Genomic DNA, 18,399 nt, shown 5'->3' with positions numbered 1-18,399 from the left:
GGTTTGATTAACTCATTGGGTAAAAAGTGAAAGACTTAACATTGGAAGTGGCTGAGGGCAAGCTCAACATTCGTGTGGCAGCATGGATAGAACATGAGGATCAAATTTTAGTCTCGACTTTTCCTGATGGTTCAATTTCTTTGGTTGGTGGACGTTTAAGATTTTCTGAAACAACGCTTGATGGGATTCGACGGGAAGTCTTTGAGGAAACAGGAGAGCATTTTAATTCACCTGTACTTTTTGCCATTGTTGAAAATTTTTTTTATGACATTGCATCAGAACAACAATTCCATGAATTTCTTTATATTTACAAAGGGGAAATTCAACAGAAATCAGCTTATCTTGAAACTAATTCAACTGCTGTCGAAGTCATTTCATGGATGCCTAAAAGTAAAATCAAAATGCTAAAACCAGATGTTTTGCAAGAACTTGTTTTATTGCCGAGAGAAAGTGTTGTTCACCTTGTCAATATGGAATCACGCTAAAATTTGAAAATAATAAAAGGGCATGTTGGCCCTTTTATTTTAGATTTGATTTTTATTTAAAGAAATAGCCTGTTTCAGGCGAGCTTGCATTTGCCATACGTTTACGAGGCATACGACCTGCAAGATAAGCTTCACGACCTGCTTCAACCGCTTTCTTCATGGCAGACGCCATTAAGATCGGATTTTGAGCAGCCGCAATCGCTGTATTCATCAAGACACCGTCACAGCCCAATTCCATTGCAATGGCTGCATCACTGGCTGTACCGACACCTGCATCGACCAACACAGGTACTTTGGCATTTTCCTTGATAATTGAAATAGTGTGCGGATTGAGAATGCCTAAACCAGAACCAATCAGGCTACCTAAAGGCATGATTGCCACACAGCCCATGCTTTCAAGTTCCTGAGCGACAATCGGATCATCCGAGGTGTAGACCATGATCTCAAAACCATCATCAATCAAGGTTTGGGCCGCTTTCAGTGTTGCAGTGATGTTTGGATATAAGGTTTTCTCATCACCTAGAACTTCCAGCTTGACCAGATTGTGTCCATCTAAAAGTTCACGCGCCAGCATACAGGTACGGATTGCGCTATCCGCATCAAAGCAACCTGCGGTATTTGGCAGGATGGTATATTTTTCAGGTGGAATCACTGAAAGCAGGTTAGGTTGATCTGCATGTTGTCCGATATTTACACGACGAATTGCCACCGTAACAATCTCAGCGCCACTGGCCTGAATGGCTAAACCAGTTTCATCTAAATCTTTATATTTGCCTGTTCCGACCAATAAACGAGATTGGAAAGTACGTGAGCCAATAATTAAAGGGGAATCTTGCATGGGCTACTCCATTTTTAGCCGATTAGCCGCCACCAACAGCTTGAATGATTTCAATACGATCTTCGGGAGCAATTGTGGTTTGCTCAAGTTTACTTTTCGGAATGATCTGTTGATTTTTCTCCACAGCGAAGCGTTTGCCCTCTAAAGCCAACTCCTGAATCAATTGCTGTAGGTTTTCACAAGGCGTGTCAGTCAACTCGCCATTTAAATAGATGTGCATGATAAATCCTTATTTCGCATGCTTAAGCGCTTGCCATGCGAGCAAAAGCCAACCCACAATCATGAATGCACCACCAATCGGGGTGATAGCACCAAGAATTCTAGGTAAGCCGAGCGCCATAATGTACAACGAACCGCAGAAAAAAATGATGCCAATTTGCATCAAAATAAAAGAAGTCTTTATTGGGAAAGTTGGCGTGGTTTTATGGAGTACACCCAGAATCAGTAAGCCAAGCGCATGATAGAAAAAATATTGGGTTGCTGTGCTCCACCAAGCCAGTTGCTCAGGTGTGGCAAAAGATTTGAGTCCATGCGCACCAAAGGCTCCTAACATGACCGCAAGCGCGAGATTTAGCGAAGAGATTGCTATCCACATAATGATAATGGAACTAGAAATTTGATAAACAAACTTAACATATTCGGGTGTTTAAACAAAGCCAGATAAAACAAAAGGGCATGAAAGCCCTTGTGTTTGATGTAATCTTAACTCGCAGACATGGCGGTTTTGATTTTTTCCATTGCATTCTTTTCAAGCTGGCGAATACGTTCCGCAGAAACGTTATATTCGGCCGCAAGTTCATGTAAGGTAGACTTATCATCATCCAGCCAGCGACGCTGTAGAATGTTACGTGAACGGTCATCAAGCTGATCCATGGCTTCATGTAAGGCAGTGGTGCTTTGTTCCTCGTAATCTTCCTCTTCAATCAAGCGCGCAGGGTCGTAACGATTGTCTTCCAAATACAGTGCAGGGGCGGTATGTGGAGTATCATCGTCATCATCGCCCTGTGCTTCAAACGCAGCGTCATAAGCGGTTAAACGACCTTCCATTTCCAACACCTGCTCAGGTGTTACGTTTAAATCATTGGCAATTGAGCGTGCTTCTTCTAAGGTCAGTTTCTTACTTGATTTTTTTAGGCTGCGTAAGTTAAAGAATAATTTACGCTGTGCCTTGGTTGTGGCAATTTTAACAATGCGCCAGTTACGAATCACATATTCATGGATTTCGGCTTTAATCCAGTGCACAGCAAAAGAAACCAGACGAACCCCCATGTTTGGGTCGAAGCGTTTAACCGCTTTCATTAGTCCAAGGTTGCCTTCCTGAATCAGGTCACCTTGTGGAAGACCATAACCTGCATAGCTACGTGCAATATGTACCACAAAGCGTAGGTGTGACATCACCAATAATTTGGCTGCGTCGAGGTCCTGGTCATAATAGTAACGTTCGGCAAGTTCTTTTTCCTGCTCAGCCGTTAAAATTGGAATTTGATTGACAGTACTGATATATGCACCAAGGTTTACACCTGGCGCAGACAATGACAGGGGCATCAATTGATTGCTGCTGTCAGTAGTCATGGAGTCTCCTTATAGGATTATATTTAAGTCAACAATTTCATCTTAATGCGAATACGCTTCATCACTAAGGAAATTTGAGTATAGAAATGTAAATTTAATGCATTTATCTTTAGTCAGAGTTTAGCAAAGAATTACATAGATTCAATTAAATAGTGAAACTCATTCTCTGAAATTTTTTGAGGCTGGCATTGAAGTTGCTGGATTTGGCAATATCGTGTTACATCAATTTCACTATGTGGATCGGATGACTTGAGTAAAAATTGCTGTTTTTCGGATGACTTTTTTAAGGCACGTTTCAGCATCAACAGTGGCATTGGGCAGGGCTGCCCTAGGGCATCAATAATCTCAGGTGAACTGGAAATAAGAGTCATAATCGTTTAAACCGCTGAATACGTCATTATCTTAGCAAATTTTCGTGTGGTTTTAGAGGGGAAAATCTCATTAAAAAAACAGCTAAATGATTGAAGAAAACAGATAGAAACATTAGAAATAACTTAAAATAAATCTATTAATTATCATAAACCCATGTTAAGCTCGATGCGTTTTAGAAAGTGTTTAATTAAATTATATTAAACTCTATAACAAATGGATGTAACCGGAAATTGTTGATAGTTTTACAGAATGATTACAAGCTTTAAAATTATAAAAAATTTTAAAACCTTGTTGGCTCTGCTGTTTGCAACACCGGAAGGTCCTTATCTTTCAATATCTGAGGATTGACTTATGACAGCTCGTGAACAAGGCGTAGTAAAGTGGTTTAACGACACTAAAGGCTTTGGTTTTATTCAGCGTAATGGTGGTGATGACGTATTCGTTCATTTCCGCGCAATTATGGGTGATGGCCACCGTTCTTTACGTGACGGCCAACGCGTAGAATTCAGCGTAGTTCAAGGACAAAAAGGTTTCCAAGCTGAAAACGTTCAGCCTTTAGACTAATTTGTTGCTCTAACGCAATAAAAAACGCTCCAATCTTATTGGGGCGTTTTTATTTTTTATGGTTTATAATAGCGACTTTCTTTTGCTCATTGATGGTTCGAGTGCATATATGACATCTGGTTTTGAAACCTTAAATTTACATCCGCAGTTAAAAAAAGCGATTGATGCTTTGGGTTTTACACAAATGACCCCAATTCAGCAAAAGGTTTTAAAATATACGTTGGCAGGGCATGATGCCATTGGTCGAGCGCAAACGGGTACAGGCAAAACAGCGGCCTTTTTGATTAGCGTGATCAATGATCTTCTCAATAATCCCATTCAGGACCAGCGTTTTCGTGGCGAACCTCGTGCCTTAATTCTGGCACCGACACGTGAGTTGGCTTTACAGATTGAAAGTGATGCTCAGGCTTTAACAAAATTCTCAAATTTGCATCTGGTCACTTTGTTGGGTGGTGTGGATTTTGATAAGCAAAAGAAGATGCTGGACAAGAATTTTGTCGATATTATTGTTGCGACACCAGGGCGCTTGATTGACTTTGTTGAGCAAAAAGAAGTCTGGCTGGACCGAATCGAATTTTTAGTGATTGACGAAGCAGACCGCCTACTGGATATGGGCTTTATTCCTTCAGTAAAACGTATTGTGCGTTATTCGCCATTTAAGGAACAGCGTCAGACATTGATGTTCTCGGCAACGTTTAGCTACGATGTTCTCAATCTTGCACGCCAATGGTTATTTGAACCTGTTACGGTTGAGATTGAGCCTGAGCAGAAAACCAATGTGGATGTTGAGCAACGTGTGTATGTGGTTGAGAAAAAAGACAAGTACAAGCTTCTGCAAGACATTTTGCGTGATGAGCCTATTGATAAGGTCATGATCTTTGCGAACCGTCGGGATCAGGTTCGCCGTTTATATGACCATCTCAAGCGTGATGGTTATAAGGTTGGGATGTTGTCGGGTGAAATTGCCCAGGACAAGCGCTTAAAGATGCTGGACCAATTCAAGCAGGGCAAGCACAACATTATGATTGCCACCGATGTGGCAGGTCGTGGTATTCATGTCGATGGTGTGTCGCATGTGATTAATTTTACCTTGCCAGAGCAATCTGATGATTATGTACATCGTATTGGGCGTACAGGACGTGCAGGAGCGCAGGGCGTAAGTATTAGCTTCCTGTCTGAAGACGATGCTTTTTATTTACCAGAGATTGAAAAGGCGATTGGTAAAAAATTGCCTTTGACCCGTCTGGATGGATATTGTTAATTTTAATAAACCCAGTGTAAATACGGAAAAGACCAAATTATTCATAAATTTGGTCTTTTTTTATGGGAAAATACAATTCGTTTACCAGATTACATAAAAGATCAGGGATTTTTTTTGATTTCCTGTGATTAGTTGCTGAATTGAAATAAATCAGCATGTAGAATATGGCGCATTACCTGGGAGGATATTATGGCACTCATCTCAATGCGCCAGCTCTTGGATCACGCTGCGGAACATAACTACGGCGTACCAGCATTTAACGTAAACAACTTAGAACAAATGCGTGCAATCATGCTCGCTGCGGATGCAACAAACTCACCTGTAATCGTGCAGGCTTCGGCTGGTGCGCGTAAATACGCAGGTGCACCGTTCCTCCGCCACCTTATTTTGGCAGCGATTGAAGAATGGCCGCATATTCCTGTGGTAATGCATCAGGATCATGGTACAAGCCCTGATGTTTGTCAGCGTTCTATCCAGTTGGGTTTCAGCTCAGTCATGATGGATGGTTCATTGGGCGCGGATGGTAAGACACCAACCTCATACGATTACAACGTTGATGTAACGCGTCGCGTGGTTGCGATGGCGCATGCATGTGGTGTTTCAGTCGAAGGTGAGATTGGCTGTCTGGGTAGTCTTGAAACAGGTATGGCTGGTGAAGAAGATGGTGTTGGTGCGGAAGGTGTACTTGACCATTCTCAATTGCTGACTTCTGTTGAAGAGGCAACCTCGTTTGTGGCAGATACCAATGTTGATGCCTTGGCAATTGCTGTAGGTACTTCACATGGCGCGTACAAGTTTACTCGCCCACCTACAGGCGATATTCTGGCAATTGACCGTATTAAAGAAATTCATGCTGCACTGCCAAACACGCATCTTGTGATGCATGGTTCAAGCTCTGTACCACAGGAATGGTTGGCTGTGATTAACCAATACGGTGGTGATATTAAGGAAACTTACGGTGTGCCTGTAGAGCAGCTTGTGGAAGCAATCAAGCACGGTGTTCGTAAAATCAATATTGATACTGACTTGCGCTTGGCTTCAACGGGGGCAATGCGTCGTATGATGGCTGAAAAACCAAGCGAATTTGATCCACGTAAATTCTTTGGCGAGACAGTTGAAGCAATGAAGCAAATCTGTATCGATCGTTATGAAGCGTTTGGTACTGCAGGCAATGCTGACAAGATTCGTCCAATTTCTTTAGAGAAAATGGTTGATCGTTACAAATAATAATTTGTAGCTAAAAAAACAGCGGCATTTGCCGCTGTTTTTTCTTTATTGAGTAAATAAAGTGCCAGCTCTTATACAGGCTGGCATTTGCATTAAAGTAGCTGGATTATTTTTGTGGAGCTTTGGTGTCTAGGTTGGCATCTTTAATTTCAACATAGGCATTGGCACGAAGTTCACGTGTCCAGCTATCCACTTCGGTATCAAACTGACGTTCACCTAAAATCTGGCGAGCCATACGTTCCTGAACTTCCTTGGTCATGTCCTGCTGGCGAGTATCTGTAACCTGTAGGATATGCCACCCAAACTGGGTCTGAAATGGTTTGCTGACTTGTCCAACAGGTGTGTCTTTCATAACCTGTTCAAACTCTGGAACCATCATTCCTGGACTAACCCAGCCAAGACTACCACCATCACGGGCAGAACCTGTATCATTTGAATAGGTTGCGGCCAATGTTGCAAAATCTTCTCCTGCTTTTACACGCTTGTAAAGACTGTCAATCATTTGCTTGGCACGATCCAAGGTTACAACTTCTGATGGTTGAATCAGAATGTGGCGGGTCTGGTATTGAGAAACCAAGGCCTTTTGGTCATTCTGTTTGCGTTCAAGTAATTTAAGTACGTGGACGCCATCACGAACATTGATCAGTTCAGTGGTTTGACCTACTTTTAATGGGGTGATGCGCGCCGAAAGTTCGGTAGGAATATCAGACAGCGAGCGGAAACCCATATCTGCGCCATCAACCTTAACGGTTGAAGTGGACAGTTTTGAGCTAATCGCTTTAGGATCATCACTTGTAGCCAAAGCTTGTTTAACTTCTTGAGCGACTTTTTGGACTTCATCGGTATTTTCACCCGAAATACGCATATGAATGACGTGTGCCTGAATCCCTAAGGCAGCCTGGCCTTCAGGTGAGTTTAGGAAATTCTCAACATCATGGTCGCTGATTTTAATACGCGACATCACCTGTTGTTGACGCAGGCGACCAATTGCCAAATCTTCAGCAATTCGGTTGCGTAGATTTTCATAAGTACCAGGTGCAATAGCATCCAGTTTCTGTTGGAAAGCCTCTAATGTGCTGGCGCCTGATTGATTCGCAACTTTTAGTACGGCTGCATTCAGGCTTTTCTCGTCTGGTTTAATGCCATAGCGTTTGACCTGCTCTAACTGGGCTTGACGAACGATCAATTGGTCAAGTACCTGCATTTGTAAATACTGTTGAGGTGGAACCGTTTTATTTTGTGCTTTTAACTGGTGTTCCGTTTCCGCAATTCCTTGCTCTAAGTCACTTTTAAGAATAACACTATCGTCCACAATTGCGACAACCTCATCCGTAGGTTGGGCAAAGCTTTGCATTGATGAAGAAACTAGGGCAGCGAGAACAGTGGCTCTAAAGATATGTTGAAAGTGTTGTATCTTCATTAACGTTGTGTCCAAGATTGATTAATTTTGTTGAAACCTAAAACTCTATTTTCCAGAAGAGAGGCAAGCTTGTTGTTTAAGGCTCCTAGACCTTTCAGGGTAAACTCAGCCATAACCGCACGTTTTTTGCGAACATCTGGAGAGTTCGGATCATCCAGGTCGTTATAGTAGGAACGACCATAGACTGAAACAGCCCAACAGCAAGACTCATAATTGATGCCAAGCAGGTACTCACGCATTAAGTTATTGTCCAGATCATATTGGGCATGGCCCATAATACGCCAATTATCCTTTACAGGTTGTATAAAGGATGCAACAACCTGATCGTAATAATTCTGACGGTCAGGAATATTTTTACGGTAGAAATAGCCTAAGTTATATAGGTTGCCCTGATCGCCTGTATAGTAGGCTTGCACATCTCGCTGGGCATTGTCACCATTCGACATCCAGGCTGAATTGGCGTTAATGGTGAAATTCTGGTTGAGCTGACTGGACACACTCACAATTGGGCCTGTCTGACGCTGGGTGTCAAACTCGTCAGGCTGTTGGTTCAGGCTGACACGACGATCACTAAAATAATAGCTTTGACCAACACTGGCGCGGATACGCTCCAGACCTTCTGTATCCAATAGGCTATAGGTTACACCCAATGACAAAAAGTTGTTGTCATCCAGACGGTCATGGCCATAGAAACGGTAGGGGTTAAAAAGCTGGTCGTAGTTGATCGAGGCTGTGGTTGAGTCAAAGTTTGGATAATCATCCTGCTTTTTATAAGGTGAGTAGGCATAAAAAGCACGTGGTGAAATACTTTGCAGGTATTTACCCTCTTTTTCGAAAGTGACACCTGTTGCCAACGTAAACTGCGGTACAACAACGGATTTTTCCAGATCATCAGATTTGGAAAGACCAAGGCTTTCTTTTGAGTCCTGATCATAGAATGTATTGATGCTGCGCACAGAAACTTCTGGGATCGCATAGAACCAAGATGGCGTGATGTAATTGTAGCGAACGGCAAACTGGTTGTAGATACGCGTACCGCTTGACTCTAATGCTGAATCATCATCAATCGACTTTTTGAAATATGCAGTGTCATTATTAAATTCATACTGTAATCCCTGTGGATCGCCTGTAACGTAATTTAATAAAAATTGCGGCAGGCGGGCATAAGGCTTGTCTGCATCTTTGATGGTTTTATCCAGTGTCTGGAAATCTTCGACTTTCAACTGAGCCTTAAGTCCAGGAATACCATTTTGATAATTCAGTTCCCAGGCACGACGTAGATTCACATCGGTTTTGCTATTTGGATTATTTTCAAAGTCTGCGAAATAATCCTTATCTGATGCATAGTTATATTCTAAATTGGTCGACCATTGATTATTCATTTTCCAGTAATGGATAAAATGCAGGTCATCACGGTCTTTATTGTCATATTGATTGTCGTTTGGTAAATATCCGCCCCAGATTCGACCTGAACCAAAACTCTCAGTCATATAGCGGAATGCGCCATCCAGTTTGCCACCGCGTCTACTCATAAAGCTTGGGGTAAGCGTTAAGTCGTAGTTTGGTGCCAGGTTAAGATAAACAGGCACGCCAAGCTGTGCACCACCATCATTGGTATAACCGAAGGTAGGGGTTAAAATACCTGTGGTACGGCGGTCATCAATCGGGAAATTGAAATAGGGTACGGCAAGTACAGGCACATCTTTGACATAAAGCTTGGTGCCACGTGTTACACCACGACCTGTATCCTGATTCAGTTCAATTTGCTTTGCCTGAATTTTCCAGGCTGGTTTTTGTCCAGGTGGGCAGGCAGTATAGCTTGCATCTTTCAAGACAACCAGATTTTCATTCTGACGCTGGATTTGACTTGCATAACCATGCGCATGCTGCTGTTCAGAGATGTAGAAACTATTGTTTAAATCACCTGTCTGTGTTTTTAGATTGTAGTCAATCTCATCACTTTGCGTGAGCAGGCCTGATTGTGCAAGCTGTACTTGTCCTTGCGCTTTTGCATGGGTTTGGGTTGAATCAATGGTGACCTGATCTGCGCGAATACTGCGCCCTTCCTGATCAATAACAACATTGCCTTGCAGGAAAGAATCTCCCTCAGGGTTGTAATGACCATAGTCTGCGGTGATTACTGAAGTGGTGTTATTGGCATCGGATGGCTTGGTTTGTGGATTAATCGGGGTAATCCATGTGCCCTGACAAAAGGAGGAACTTAAATAGCGATTGTCGCGTAACTGGGCTTCTGCTGCTGATTTGTCCACATAATATTGCTGGAAAAACTTTTCACCTTTATAGCTTTCTTGCTCTGGCTGAGCCTGATTTTGTTGGGCGAGGGCTTTAAGCTGTTTATTGTCAAGCGTAGAGACGGCATCAGCTGAAGCTGCGAAACCTGACTGAATCGAGCCGCCACACAAAAGTGTCAAAATAGCTGTTGCTAAAGGATTAAATTTAAACTGATGTTTCATTGTCTCATTAACCAGTACGCTAATTCACAATTAATTATTGTCGCATCATAGAGAAAAAGTTGATAAGTGGCTACACTTAAGCTTTCAAAATCTCAGCTAGTTTTAGATTTTATTGCAAATGAATACACAACGTGAACAATTGATACAAACTTGGCTTCAAGCCGTTCTTCAGTCCGATCAATTTGAGATCAGTTTTTTGGCAGGAGATGCAAGCTTTCGTCGTTATGCGCGAATCAAGTTACAAAACAAAACCTATATGCTCATGGATGCGCCGCCTGAAAAAGAAGACTGTGTTCCATTTGTGAGTATTGATGAGTTCTTTGACGGGCATGGGGTTCGTGTGCCACATATCGTCGCCAAGGATTTAACCCAGGGCTTGTTGCTGCTTGAGGATTTTGGTGATGTGGTGTTGTCCACTTTATTGAATGACGAAACTGTTGACCAATACTATGCACAAAGCTTTAAACAGTTAATCGAGTTACAGCAGATTGATGGAAAAGATCATTTACCTGCCTATTCCTATGAAAAGCTGATGACTGAAATGCGTTTGTTGACTGAATGGATGTTGCCATCCTTGAACATTCAGCCTACAGAACAGCAGCTTGAAACCATTGAGCAGGCATTCGACTTCCTTGCGATTGAAGCAACCCATCAACCACAAGTTATCGTGCACCGTGATTTTCATAGCCGTAACCTCATGAAAATCGACAATGAGCAAGAGCTTGGTGTAATTGACTTTCAGGATGCAGTGATTGGTGCAGATACCTATGACCTGATCTCGATTACTCGTGATGCCTATGTGCAATGGAATGCTGAACGTGTTTATGCATGGTTTAAAGTGTTCTATGACCTGTTGCCTGAAACTGCAAAAGAAAACCGTAGTTTTGAGCAATTCAAGCGTGATGCTGATTTAATGGCGATTCAACGTCACCTCAAGATTTTGGGTATCTTCGTGCGATTGTTCGAGCGTGACAGCAAATCAGGCTATTTAAAAGATTTACCGCGTGTGATGTGGTATTTGCTTGAAGAAAGTCAGGGCTATGAAGAACTGAATGACTTTATGCAGTTCATCCGTGATGTAGTGATGCCAAAATTTATTGCCAAATATGGTGACTATGAGGTTGCAGCATAATGAAAGCCATGATTCTTGCTGCGGGTCTCGGCAATCGTATGCGTCCTTTAACCTTACATACCCCAAAACCTTTACTGGAAGTTGGTGGCAAACCATTGATTGTCTGGCACATTGAAAAGCTCCAGAAAGTTGGTGTGACTGAGATCGTCATCAATACCGCATGGTTAGGCGAAAAACTGGCGAATGCGTTGGGTGATGGTTCTCAATTCGGTGTCAAAATCCTATGGTCACATGAGGGTGAAGGTCTTGAAACCGCAGGTGGAATCATCAATGCTTTGCCATTGTTGGGTGATGAGCCATTTATTCTGGTGAATGGGGATGTCTGGACCACCATGGATTTTGCTTCATTATTAGATGTTCAGTTAGGTGAGCGGCAGGCACATTTGGTCTTGGTGGAAAATCCCCCCCAGCATTTAAAGGGTGATTTTATCCTTTCCAATGGACTGGCTTATACCTTTGAACAGGAACAGTTGGGCGAGGCATTCACCTATAGCGGTATTGCGGTGCTTCATCCGCGGATGTTTGCTGGTCTGGAAAATGGTAAGCGGCCTTTGGCACCCTTGCTAAAACAGGCAATGCAGCAACAGCAGGTTTCGGCTGAAAAGATGCAGGCAGTTTGGGTGGATGTGGGTACGCCTGAGCGCTTGCAGCAGCTGGATCAACACATCAAACAGGGTATTTTTTCTTAAAAGGGAGTAAAATACTGTCTTTATTTGATTTGTATGGAAAAAGACAAAAACCTATAGGATTGTGCAGTTTATCATGTTTGCCGCTGTTTAACTGCATAATCGTTCAACAAGTCCTACTGTGTCTTGTATCAGAAATCGGTATACTGCACAGCATATTTATCGAGATGTTACACCGCTATGCATCCTTTTTTTCAAGAATTAAAGCAAGGTAGCCAAGCTTTGGGTTTAAACCTGAGTGATGAGGCCTTAACACTCTTATTGAAATATCAAGATGCTTTGGTGCTATGGAATAAGGCCTATAATCTGACCGCCATTCGTGATCCTAAAGAAATGCTGGTGAAACATTTACTGGATAGCCTGAGTATCCTGAATGATTTGCCTCAGGGCCGTTTGCTGGATGTGGGAACGGGTGGTGGTATGCCAGGCATGATCATTGCATTATGCCAACCAGAGCGTTCTTGTGTGCTTCTGGATTCGAATGGAAAAAAGATTCGTTTTTTAAAGCAGTTTATTGCCGATCTAAAGCTGAAAAATGTAATTGCAGTGCAAACACGTGTAGAAAATGAAGACAGCATTAACGAGCTTGGTCATTTCGATGTCATTACAAGTCGGGCCTTTGCTTCCCTGACTGACTTTGTCGATGCTGCACAACCTTATATGCATGAGCAAAGTATTATTGCCGCAATGAAAGGCTTAATTCCAACCGACGAAGTTGAGCAAATCAAAGATCAATATTCATGTAGGGTGATTGAACTTCGTGTACCAAGATTAGATGAACAACGTCATTTACTGTTACTTCAACGTATTCAATAAAAAATATTAAGGGTAGTCATGGCTCAAATTATTGCAATTGCAAACCAGAAAGGTGGTGTCGGGAAAACCACGACCGCAGTGAATCTTGCCGCATCTTTGGCAATTTTGAAAAAACGTGTGTTGCTGGTCGATATGGATTCACAGGGTAATGCCACCATGGGCTCAGGTGTTCAAAAGAATGACTTGCTTTATTCAGTGACCGATGTGCTGTTGGGCGAAGTGCCCATTGAAACAGCCATTCAAAAGGCTGAGGTGGGTTATAAGGTTTTGGGTGCAAACCGTGAGCTTGCAGGAGTGGAGCTTGCCATTGCGGAGCAGGATGGGCGTGAATTTATCCTGAAAAATGCCTTGCAGGAAGTCGCGTCCTCATTTGACTATATCATTGTGGATTGTGCCCCAAGTTTGAGCCTCATTACTGTGAATGCCTTGGCAGCGGTTGATGGTGTGATTATCCCAATGCAGTGTGAATATTATGCTTTGGAAGGTTTGGCTGACTTGACCCAGACCATTGACCGTATACAAAAAGCCCTCAATCCAAACTTGGAAATCATTGGGGTGTTGCGTACCATGTATGATGCCCGTAATGCCCTGACCCGTGATGTGTCGGCAGAGTTGGAGCAGTATTTTGGTAAAAAACTGTATGATACGGTGATTCCTCGAAATATTCGTTTGGCGGAAGCACCAGCACATGGTTTACCAGTGATCTATTTTGAGAAAAGTTCTAAAGGTGCGGTGGCCTATTTAAACCTTGCCGCAGAAATGTTGAAGAAAAGTAAAGTGAAAAAAGGAAGTGCTGTATGAGCATCAAAAAACGCGGATTGGCTAAAGGTCGTGGTTTAGATGCGCTATTGGGTTCAATTCAAAAAGAAAAACTGCAACTCGAAGCACAAGCCTTGGATCATGGTCAACTCAAGCAGATTGATGTCAACTTGTTAAAACGTGGTGAATACCAGCCACGTCGTTTTATTCAGGAACAGGATTTACAGGAACTTGCGTCATCCATCGAAAAACATGGTGTGATGCAGCCGATCGTGATTCGTCCTGTTGACGATGAACAGCACCCCTACGAAATTATTGCGGGAGAACGTCGCTGGCGCGCAGCGCAGTTAGCGGGTTTAACTGAAATCCCTGCCATTGTGCGCGAACTGAATGATCAGGTCGCAATTGCATTGGCCTTGATTGAAAATATTCAGCGTCAGGATCTGAATCCGATTGATCAGGCATTGGCCTTACAACGTTTCCATGATGAGTTTGGTCTGAGCCATCAGGAAATAGCCGATACTGTGGGTAAAGCGCGTACTACAGTCAGTAACTTATTACGCTTGCTCAGTCTGGCTGATCCAATTAAGGACCTGATGCAGCAGGGGCAGATTGATATGGGACATGCTCGTGCCATTCTCACCCTGAAAGCCAAAGACCAGATTGACGTGGCGCAAATCGTGATTGAAAAAGCCCTGTCAGTGCGTCAGACTGAACAACTGGTACGTGAGTGGAATGAACCAAAAACTGAAAAGGAAAAGGCTCAGGTTTCTCCAGATATTGAACAGTTGACCCAGAAACTCTCAGAACGTTTTGGAGCGAATGTAAAAATTGACCATAACCAACAGGGTAAAGGAAAAATGGTCATTCACTATCACTCATTGGATGAGCTGGATGGCATTCTAAATATCTGTTTACCGAACTAAAATTTAGAATACCTCCTGTTATATTTTAAATATTATTGGGGAATAATATGTGGGAACTTGTCAAGGCAGGTGGCTGGTTAATGCTACCGCTGATTCTCTCATCAATTTTTACGGTTGCAATTTCAATTGAACGTTATATTCGGTTAAAACGGTCACAGGTATTACCACAGGCCTTGCTGGTCAATGCTTCAGATGCTGAATCTGTCATTTCACATTTGGAGCAGGATGCTGCTGCAAAAAGCCCTTTGGGACGTATTCTCAAGGCGGGATATGAACATCGCGAGCAAGGCGAGCAGTTTGCGCGTGCGCAGATGGAGGCAACCGCTTCACGGGAAATCAGTCATCTGGAAAAAAATATCAATTTTCTGGGTACTTTAAGTGCAATTGCGCCATTGCTGGGTTTGCTCGGCACGGTCATTGGGATCATTGAATCATTCTTGGTGATTGATATTGGTGCGTCAGGTAATGCCAGCATGATGATACCAGGGATTTCCAAGGCCCTGATTACCACTGCAGTGGGGATGCTGATTGCGATTCCTGCCATGATCGCCTACCGTTATTTTCAGCGTGTCGTGCATGAATATATCGCTGAGCTGGAGCAACAATCGACACTGTTTCATGCGGCACTTTTCTATAAAAAAGTCCCGCATGTACAAGAACATCGCCGTGCAAGTTAGGCTCAACAAAGCGTAGGTGATTATCATGAAGTTTAAACGCTCTCAAGTTGAAGATATTCATATCAACCTGACCCCCATGATTGACTGTATGTTGTTCATTCTGGTGTTCTTGCTATTGTCCACGACATTCAGCCAGCAAAGCCGTATCAATCTGACCTTGCCAGACGCGCAGGGTGTGCCACCAAAACAGTTCGATCAGAAAATTGAAATCATGGTAGACTCGACTGGACATTATTCTGTGAATGGTCAGGCATTATCAACCAAGGATATTGCTGATTTAAGTACCGCAATCAAGCAGGCTGCACAGGATCGGCGTGATCTCATGTTTATTATTGCGGCTGATGCCAAGGCAACCCATCAGGACGTGATTCGTGTGATGGACGTGGCAGGTCAGCTTGGCTTTGTCAATGTCAATATCAGCACTAAAGTTCCGACTAGAGGTTTTACTGAGTGAATCAGGATTTTAAGGTTTATTTGCGCCTCATCTCATATTTAAAATCTTATTGGGGCATTGCCTTATTTATATTGATCGGTTTTGCGATTAATGCCACAACAGAAGTCTCTGTCGCCAAGCTGATGAAATATATTATTGATGCCATTCAAAATGGTGATCGAGAGAATCTGAACTGGTTTCCTGTTTTAATTGTGCTATTGATGTTTTTTCGTGGCGTTGGATTATTTTTAGGTGGATATTTTACCGCCGTTATTTCACGCCAGCTGGTCTTTGGTATTCGTCAGGAAGTTTACGCCAAATTATTAAGACTCCCTGCACAATATTATCTTGATCATAGCTCTGGCCATATTACTGCCAAGTTAATGTATAACGTTGAACAGCTTTCAGCCGCGTCATCAGAGTCTTTACAAACCCTGATTAAAGACGGCTTGATTGTGATTGGGTTGTTGAGCTATTTACTGTATACCAATTGGCGTTTAACACTATGTTTTATTGTCTTTATGCCAGTGATTGGCATCTTGGTGCGTATTGCCTCGAAAAAAATGCGTAAGCTGTCGATTCAGGTACAAAATACCATGGGTGATGTCAACCATGTGGTACAGGAAACCATCAATGGCAATAGTGTCGTCAAAAGCTTTACAGGTGAAGCATTTGAACAGCAACGTTTTTATAAATCATCAGAAGAGAATCTTCGCCGTGGCTTAAAAATGGTGGTGGTGCAAAATATTAACAGCCCGATTATTCAGTTGATTTTATCTTGTGCGATGGCGGTGATTTTATGGATTGCACTACGTCCACAAGTTTTGGGTGATACTTCCGCAGGTGAGTTTGTTGCCTATATTGCAGCAGCAGGTTTAATTTCAAAACCTGTGAAGAACCTGACGGATATTAATGAGAAATTACAGCGTGGTTTGGCAGCAGCACATTCTGTATTTGAACTACTGGATTTGCCTGAAGAACAGAATAAGGGGCAACTCACACCTGTGCTTAAAGGCAATATACAGTTTGAACATGCAGATTTACGTTATGAAGACGGTACGCATGCAATTAAAGATTTTTCTTTAAAGATTCATTCTGGACAGACAGTTGCATTGGTGGGACGTTCAGGTGCGGGTAAAACCTCATTGGTGAATATGCTGCCACGCTTTCAGGAGTTAAGCGGTGGGCAACTGAATTTTGATGGTGTGCCTGTTCAGGACATTGAATTGTCTTGCCTGAGATCACAGATTGCAATGGTCAATCAACAGGTGATTCTGTTTAACCGTTCAGTCCGTGACAATATCGCCTATGGTCAATTGCAGGATGCAAGTGACGAGCAGGTGATTGCGGCGGCAAAAGCAGCTTATGCGCATGACTTTATCATGAACTTGCCACAGGGCTATGACACGGTTTTGGGTGCGCAGGGCTTGAGTCTTTCTGGTGGTCAACGTCAGCGTATTGCCATCGCACGTGCGATTCTCAAAGATTCTCCAATCCTGATTCTGGATGAGGCAACCAGTGCGCTGGATAATGAGTCTGAGTATTTTATTCAACAGGCTTTTGATGAGGCGATGCAAGGTCGTACTACCATTGTGATTGCGCATCGTTTATCGACCATTGAAAATGCTGATGTGATTGTGGTGATGGACAAAGGGCAGATCATTGAACAAGGCACACATACCGAATTGCTGGCAAAACATGGTATGTACTACCAATTGCATCAACGCAATTTTGAGGAACACTAAACATGTCTATGGCGCAAACCATACAGGATGCCTGGAATAAACAGGCGGCATGGTTAGTGTTGTTGCGTCCATTGTCATGGTTATACCGTTTTGGTTTTTCCCTGAATCAGGGCTTGTATAAAACTGGAATCAAGAAAGTATATACCGCACCTGTGCCTGTGATGGTAATTGGTAATATCACGGTTGGGGGCAGTGGAAAAACGCCGTTGTTGATTCAACTGGTCAAGTATCTCCAGCAACACAATATTCGTGTTGGGGTGATCAGTCGTGGTTATGGCGGTAAAGGAGATTTTCCTGCTCTGGTGACCACAACCTCTGAACCTGATGCGGTGGGTGATGAACCCTGTCTGATTGTACAGGCAACCCATGTTCCAATGGCGGTTGGTCCAAACCGTCAGGCAGCAATTGAGCTGTTATTAAAGTCTACAGCGATTGACCTGATTATTAGTGATGATGGTTTGCAGCATTGGGCTTTGGCACGTCAGATTGAATGGATTGTGCTGGATCAAAATCGTGGTTTGGGCAATGAAAAATTATTGCCTGAAGGTTATCTGCGTGAACCTAAATCGCGATTAAAACAGGGTACAGTGATTGAGCATAGCAAAACTGCACAAGCGCAGCGAAATATGCATTTAGAGATTGGTCAGCCTTATCTGCTCAATCCTCATTCGAGTACAAATGCTTTTGATCCCAAGCAATATTTTAATGCTGTGGTGGGCATCGGTTTTCCGCAGCGTTTTTATCAAACACTGAATAAGCTGGGTGTTAACCAATATCAGGCACATGAGTTTCCCGATCATCATGATTATGAAATTGCTGATTTAACATTTGATCATCATGATGTGATTATCACTACTGAAAAAGATGCGGTTAAGTTCAAGACATTATTAAAGCAACATCCTGAATTTAATATTCCTATTTGGGTGGTGCCTGTTGAGGCAGTTTTATCATCAGATAGTTATGACTTGCTGCGACAACAGCTACAGCAGGTCGGGATTCAATTTTCTTGGAG

Annotated in this window: 19 protein-coding genes and 1 pseudogene; 13 read left to right on the top strand and 7 right to left on the bottom strand. The window is 42.8% G+C overall.

Annotation, left to right across the window (positions count from 1 at the left end):
• Positions 1 to 26: 26 nt before the first annotated feature.
• Positions 27 to 485: an NUDIX domain-containing protein gene (locus QTA56_RS04090; protein ID WP_326498143.1), complete on the top strand. Its 459-nt coding sequence runs from the start codon at positions 27 to 29 to the stop codon at positions 483 to 485.
• Positions 486 to 537: 52 nt separating this feature from the next.
• On the opposite strand, the gene QTA56_RS04085 is transcribed toward QTA56_RS04090, so the two are convergent.
• From QTA56_RS04085 to QTA56_RS04065, 5 genes are all read right to left on the bottom strand, one after another.
• Complete coding sequence (locus QTA56_RS04085; protein ID WP_267979658.1) at positions 538 to 1,323, bottom strand: thiazole synthase; 786 nt, start codon at positions 1,321 to 1,323, stop codon at positions 538 to 540.
• A gap of 22 nt (positions 1,324 to 1,345) precedes the next feature.
• Positions 1,346 to 1,543 carry a sulfur carrier protein ThiS gene (gene thiS, locus QTA56_RS04080; RefSeq protein ID WP_267979657.1) on the bottom strand — a complete coding sequence of 66 codons (198 nt, stop codon included), beginning with the start codon at positions 1,541 to 1,543 and terminating at the stop codon, positions 1,346 to 1,348.
• Positions 1,544 to 1,552: 9 nt separating this feature from the next.
• Positions 1,553 to 1,918 carry a DUF423 domain-containing protein gene (locus QTA56_RS04075; protein ID WP_267979656.1) on the bottom strand — a complete coding sequence of 122 codons (366 nt, stop codon included), beginning with the start codon at positions 1,916 to 1,918 and terminating at the stop codon, positions 1,553 to 1,555.
• 107 nt (positions 1,919 to 2,025) lie between these two features.
• Positions 2,026 to 2,895 carry an RNA polymerase sigma factor RpoH gene (gene rpoH, locus QTA56_RS04070; RefSeq protein WP_004679525.1) on the bottom strand — a complete coding sequence of 290 codons (870 nt, stop codon included), beginning with the start codon at positions 2,893 to 2,895 and terminating at the stop codon, positions 2,026 to 2,028.
• Between the two features lie 131 nt (positions 2,896 to 3,026).
• Positions 3,027 to 3,266, bottom strand: a complete 240-nt coding sequence (locus tag QTA56_RS04065) for a sulfurtransferase TusA family protein (protein WP_267979655.1) — start codon at positions 3,264 to 3,266, stop codon at positions 3,027 to 3,029.
• A gap of 352 nt (positions 3,267 to 3,618) precedes the next feature.
• Here QTA56_RS04065 and QTA56_RS04060 point away from each other — a divergent pair, with 352 nt between their 5' ends.
• The 3 genes from QTA56_RS04060 to fba all read left to right on the top strand — a co-directional run bounded on the left by QTA56_RS04060 (position 3,619) and on the right by fba (position 6,319).
• The gene (locus QTA56_RS04060) at positions 3,619 to 3,831 is read left to right on the top strand and encodes a cold-shock protein (RefSeq protein WP_004653893.1); all 213 of its coding nucleotides are present in this window, start codon (positions 3,619 to 3,621) and stop codon (positions 3,829 to 3,831) included.
• A 109-nt stretch (positions 3,832 to 3,940) separates the two neighbouring features.
• Positions 3,941 to 5,092 carry an ATP-dependent RNA helicase RhlB gene (gene rhlB, locus QTA56_RS04055; RefSeq protein ID WP_267979654.1) on the top strand — a complete coding sequence of 384 codons (1,152 nt, stop codon included), beginning with the start codon at positions 3,941 to 3,943 and terminating at the stop codon, positions 5,090 to 5,092.
• Positions 5,093 to 5,281: 189 nt separating this feature from the next.
• Positions 5,282 to 6,319 (top strand): class II fructose-bisphosphate aldolase, encoded by a 1,038-nt coding sequence (gene fba / locus QTA56_RS04050; protein WP_267979653.1) that lies wholly within the window; start codon positions 5,282 to 5,284, stop codon positions 6,317 to 6,319.
• A gap of 106 nt (positions 6,320 to 6,425) precedes the next feature.
• Here the strand turns inward: fba and QTA56_RS04045 are convergent, their stop codons facing one another.
• Both QTA56_RS04045 and QTA56_RS04040 read right to left on the bottom strand, forming a co-directional pair.
• A complete protein-coding gene (locus tag QTA56_RS04045) occupies positions 6,426 to 7,739 on the bottom strand; it encodes a peptidylprolyl isomerase (RefSeq protein ID WP_267979652.1) in 1,314 nt (437 codons plus the stop codon).
• Positions 7,739 to 10,213: an LPS-assembly protein LptD gene (locus QTA56_RS04040; RefSeq protein WP_267979651.1), complete on the bottom strand. Its 2,475-nt coding sequence runs from the start codon at positions 10,211 to 10,213 to the stop codon at positions 7,739 to 7,741. The genes QTA56_RS04045 and QTA56_RS04040 overlap by 1 nt, the downstream gene beginning before the upstream one ends.
• A 118-nt stretch (positions 10,214 to 10,331) precedes the next feature.
• On the opposite strand from QTA56_RS04040, the gene QTA56_RS04035 reads away from it, so the two are divergent.
• From QTA56_RS04035 to lpxK, 9 genes and pseudogenes are all read left to right on the top strand, one after another.
• On the top strand, positions 10,332 to 11,345 hold the full coding sequence (locus QTA56_RS04035; RefSeq protein WP_267979650.1) for an aminoglycoside phosphotransferase family protein: 1,014 nt from the start codon (positions 10,332 to 10,334) through the stop codon (positions 11,343 to 11,345).
• Entirely contained in the window at positions 11,345 to 12,034 is a 690-nt protein-coding gene (gene murU, locus QTA56_RS04030; protein WP_267979649.1) for an N-acetylmuramate alpha-1-phosphate uridylyltransferase MurU, read from the top strand. Before QTA56_RS04035 ends, murU begins: the two co-directional genes overlap by 1 nt.
• A gap of 177 nt (positions 12,035 to 12,211) precedes the next feature.
• A complete protein-coding gene (rsmG, locus tag QTA56_RS04025) occupies positions 12,212 to 12,847 on the top strand; it encodes a 16S rRNA (guanine(527)-N(7))-methyltransferase RsmG (RefSeq protein ID WP_267979648.1) in 636 nt (211 codons plus the stop codon).
• Positions 12,848 to 12,865: 18 nt separating this feature from the next.
• Entirely contained in the window at positions 12,866 to 13,648 is a 783-nt protein-coding gene (locus tag QTA56_RS04020) for a ParA family protein (protein WP_267979647.1), read from the top strand.
• Positions 13,645 to 14,532, top strand: a complete 888-nt coding sequence (locus QTA56_RS04015) for a ParB/RepB/Spo0J family partition protein (protein ID WP_267979646.1) — start codon at positions 13,645 to 13,647, stop codon at positions 14,530 to 14,532. Before QTA56_RS04020 ends, QTA56_RS04015 begins: the two co-directional genes overlap by 4 nt.
• A 47-nt stretch (positions 14,533 to 14,579) precedes the next feature.
• Positions 14,580 to 15,209: a MotA/TolQ/ExbB proton channel family protein gene (locus tag QTA56_RS04010; protein ID WP_267979645.1), complete on the top strand. Its 630-nt coding sequence runs from the start codon at positions 14,580 to 14,582 to the stop codon at positions 15,207 to 15,209.
• Between the two features lie 25 nt (positions 15,210 to 15,234).
• On the top strand, positions 15,235 to 15,663 hold the full coding sequence (locus QTA56_RS04005) for an ExbD/TolR family protein (protein WP_004679501.1): 429 nt from the start codon (positions 15,235 to 15,237) through the stop codon (positions 15,661 to 15,663).
• A complete protein-coding gene (gene msbA, locus QTA56_RS04000) occupies positions 15,660 to 17,387 on the top strand; it encodes a lipid A export permease/ATP-binding protein MsbA (RefSeq protein ID WP_267979644.1) in 1,728 nt (575 codons plus the stop codon). The genes QTA56_RS04005 and msbA overlap by 4 nt, the downstream gene beginning before the upstream one ends.
• Before the next feature lie 2 nt (positions 17,388 to 17,389).
• Positions 17,390 to 18,394, top strand: a pseudogene (gene lpxK / locus QTA56_RS03995) (tetraacyldisaccharide 4'-kinase); the annotation flags it as partial.
• Between the last annotated feature and the right edge of the window lie 5 nt (positions 18,395 to 18,399).

The organism is Acinetobacter thutiue, assembly GCF_030385805.1.
GTDB lineage: Bacteria > Pseudomonadota > Gammaproteobacteria > Pseudomonadales > Moraxellaceae > Acinetobacter > Acinetobacter corruptisaponis.
This window is presented reverse-complemented; position numbering and strand designations above follow the sequence as displayed.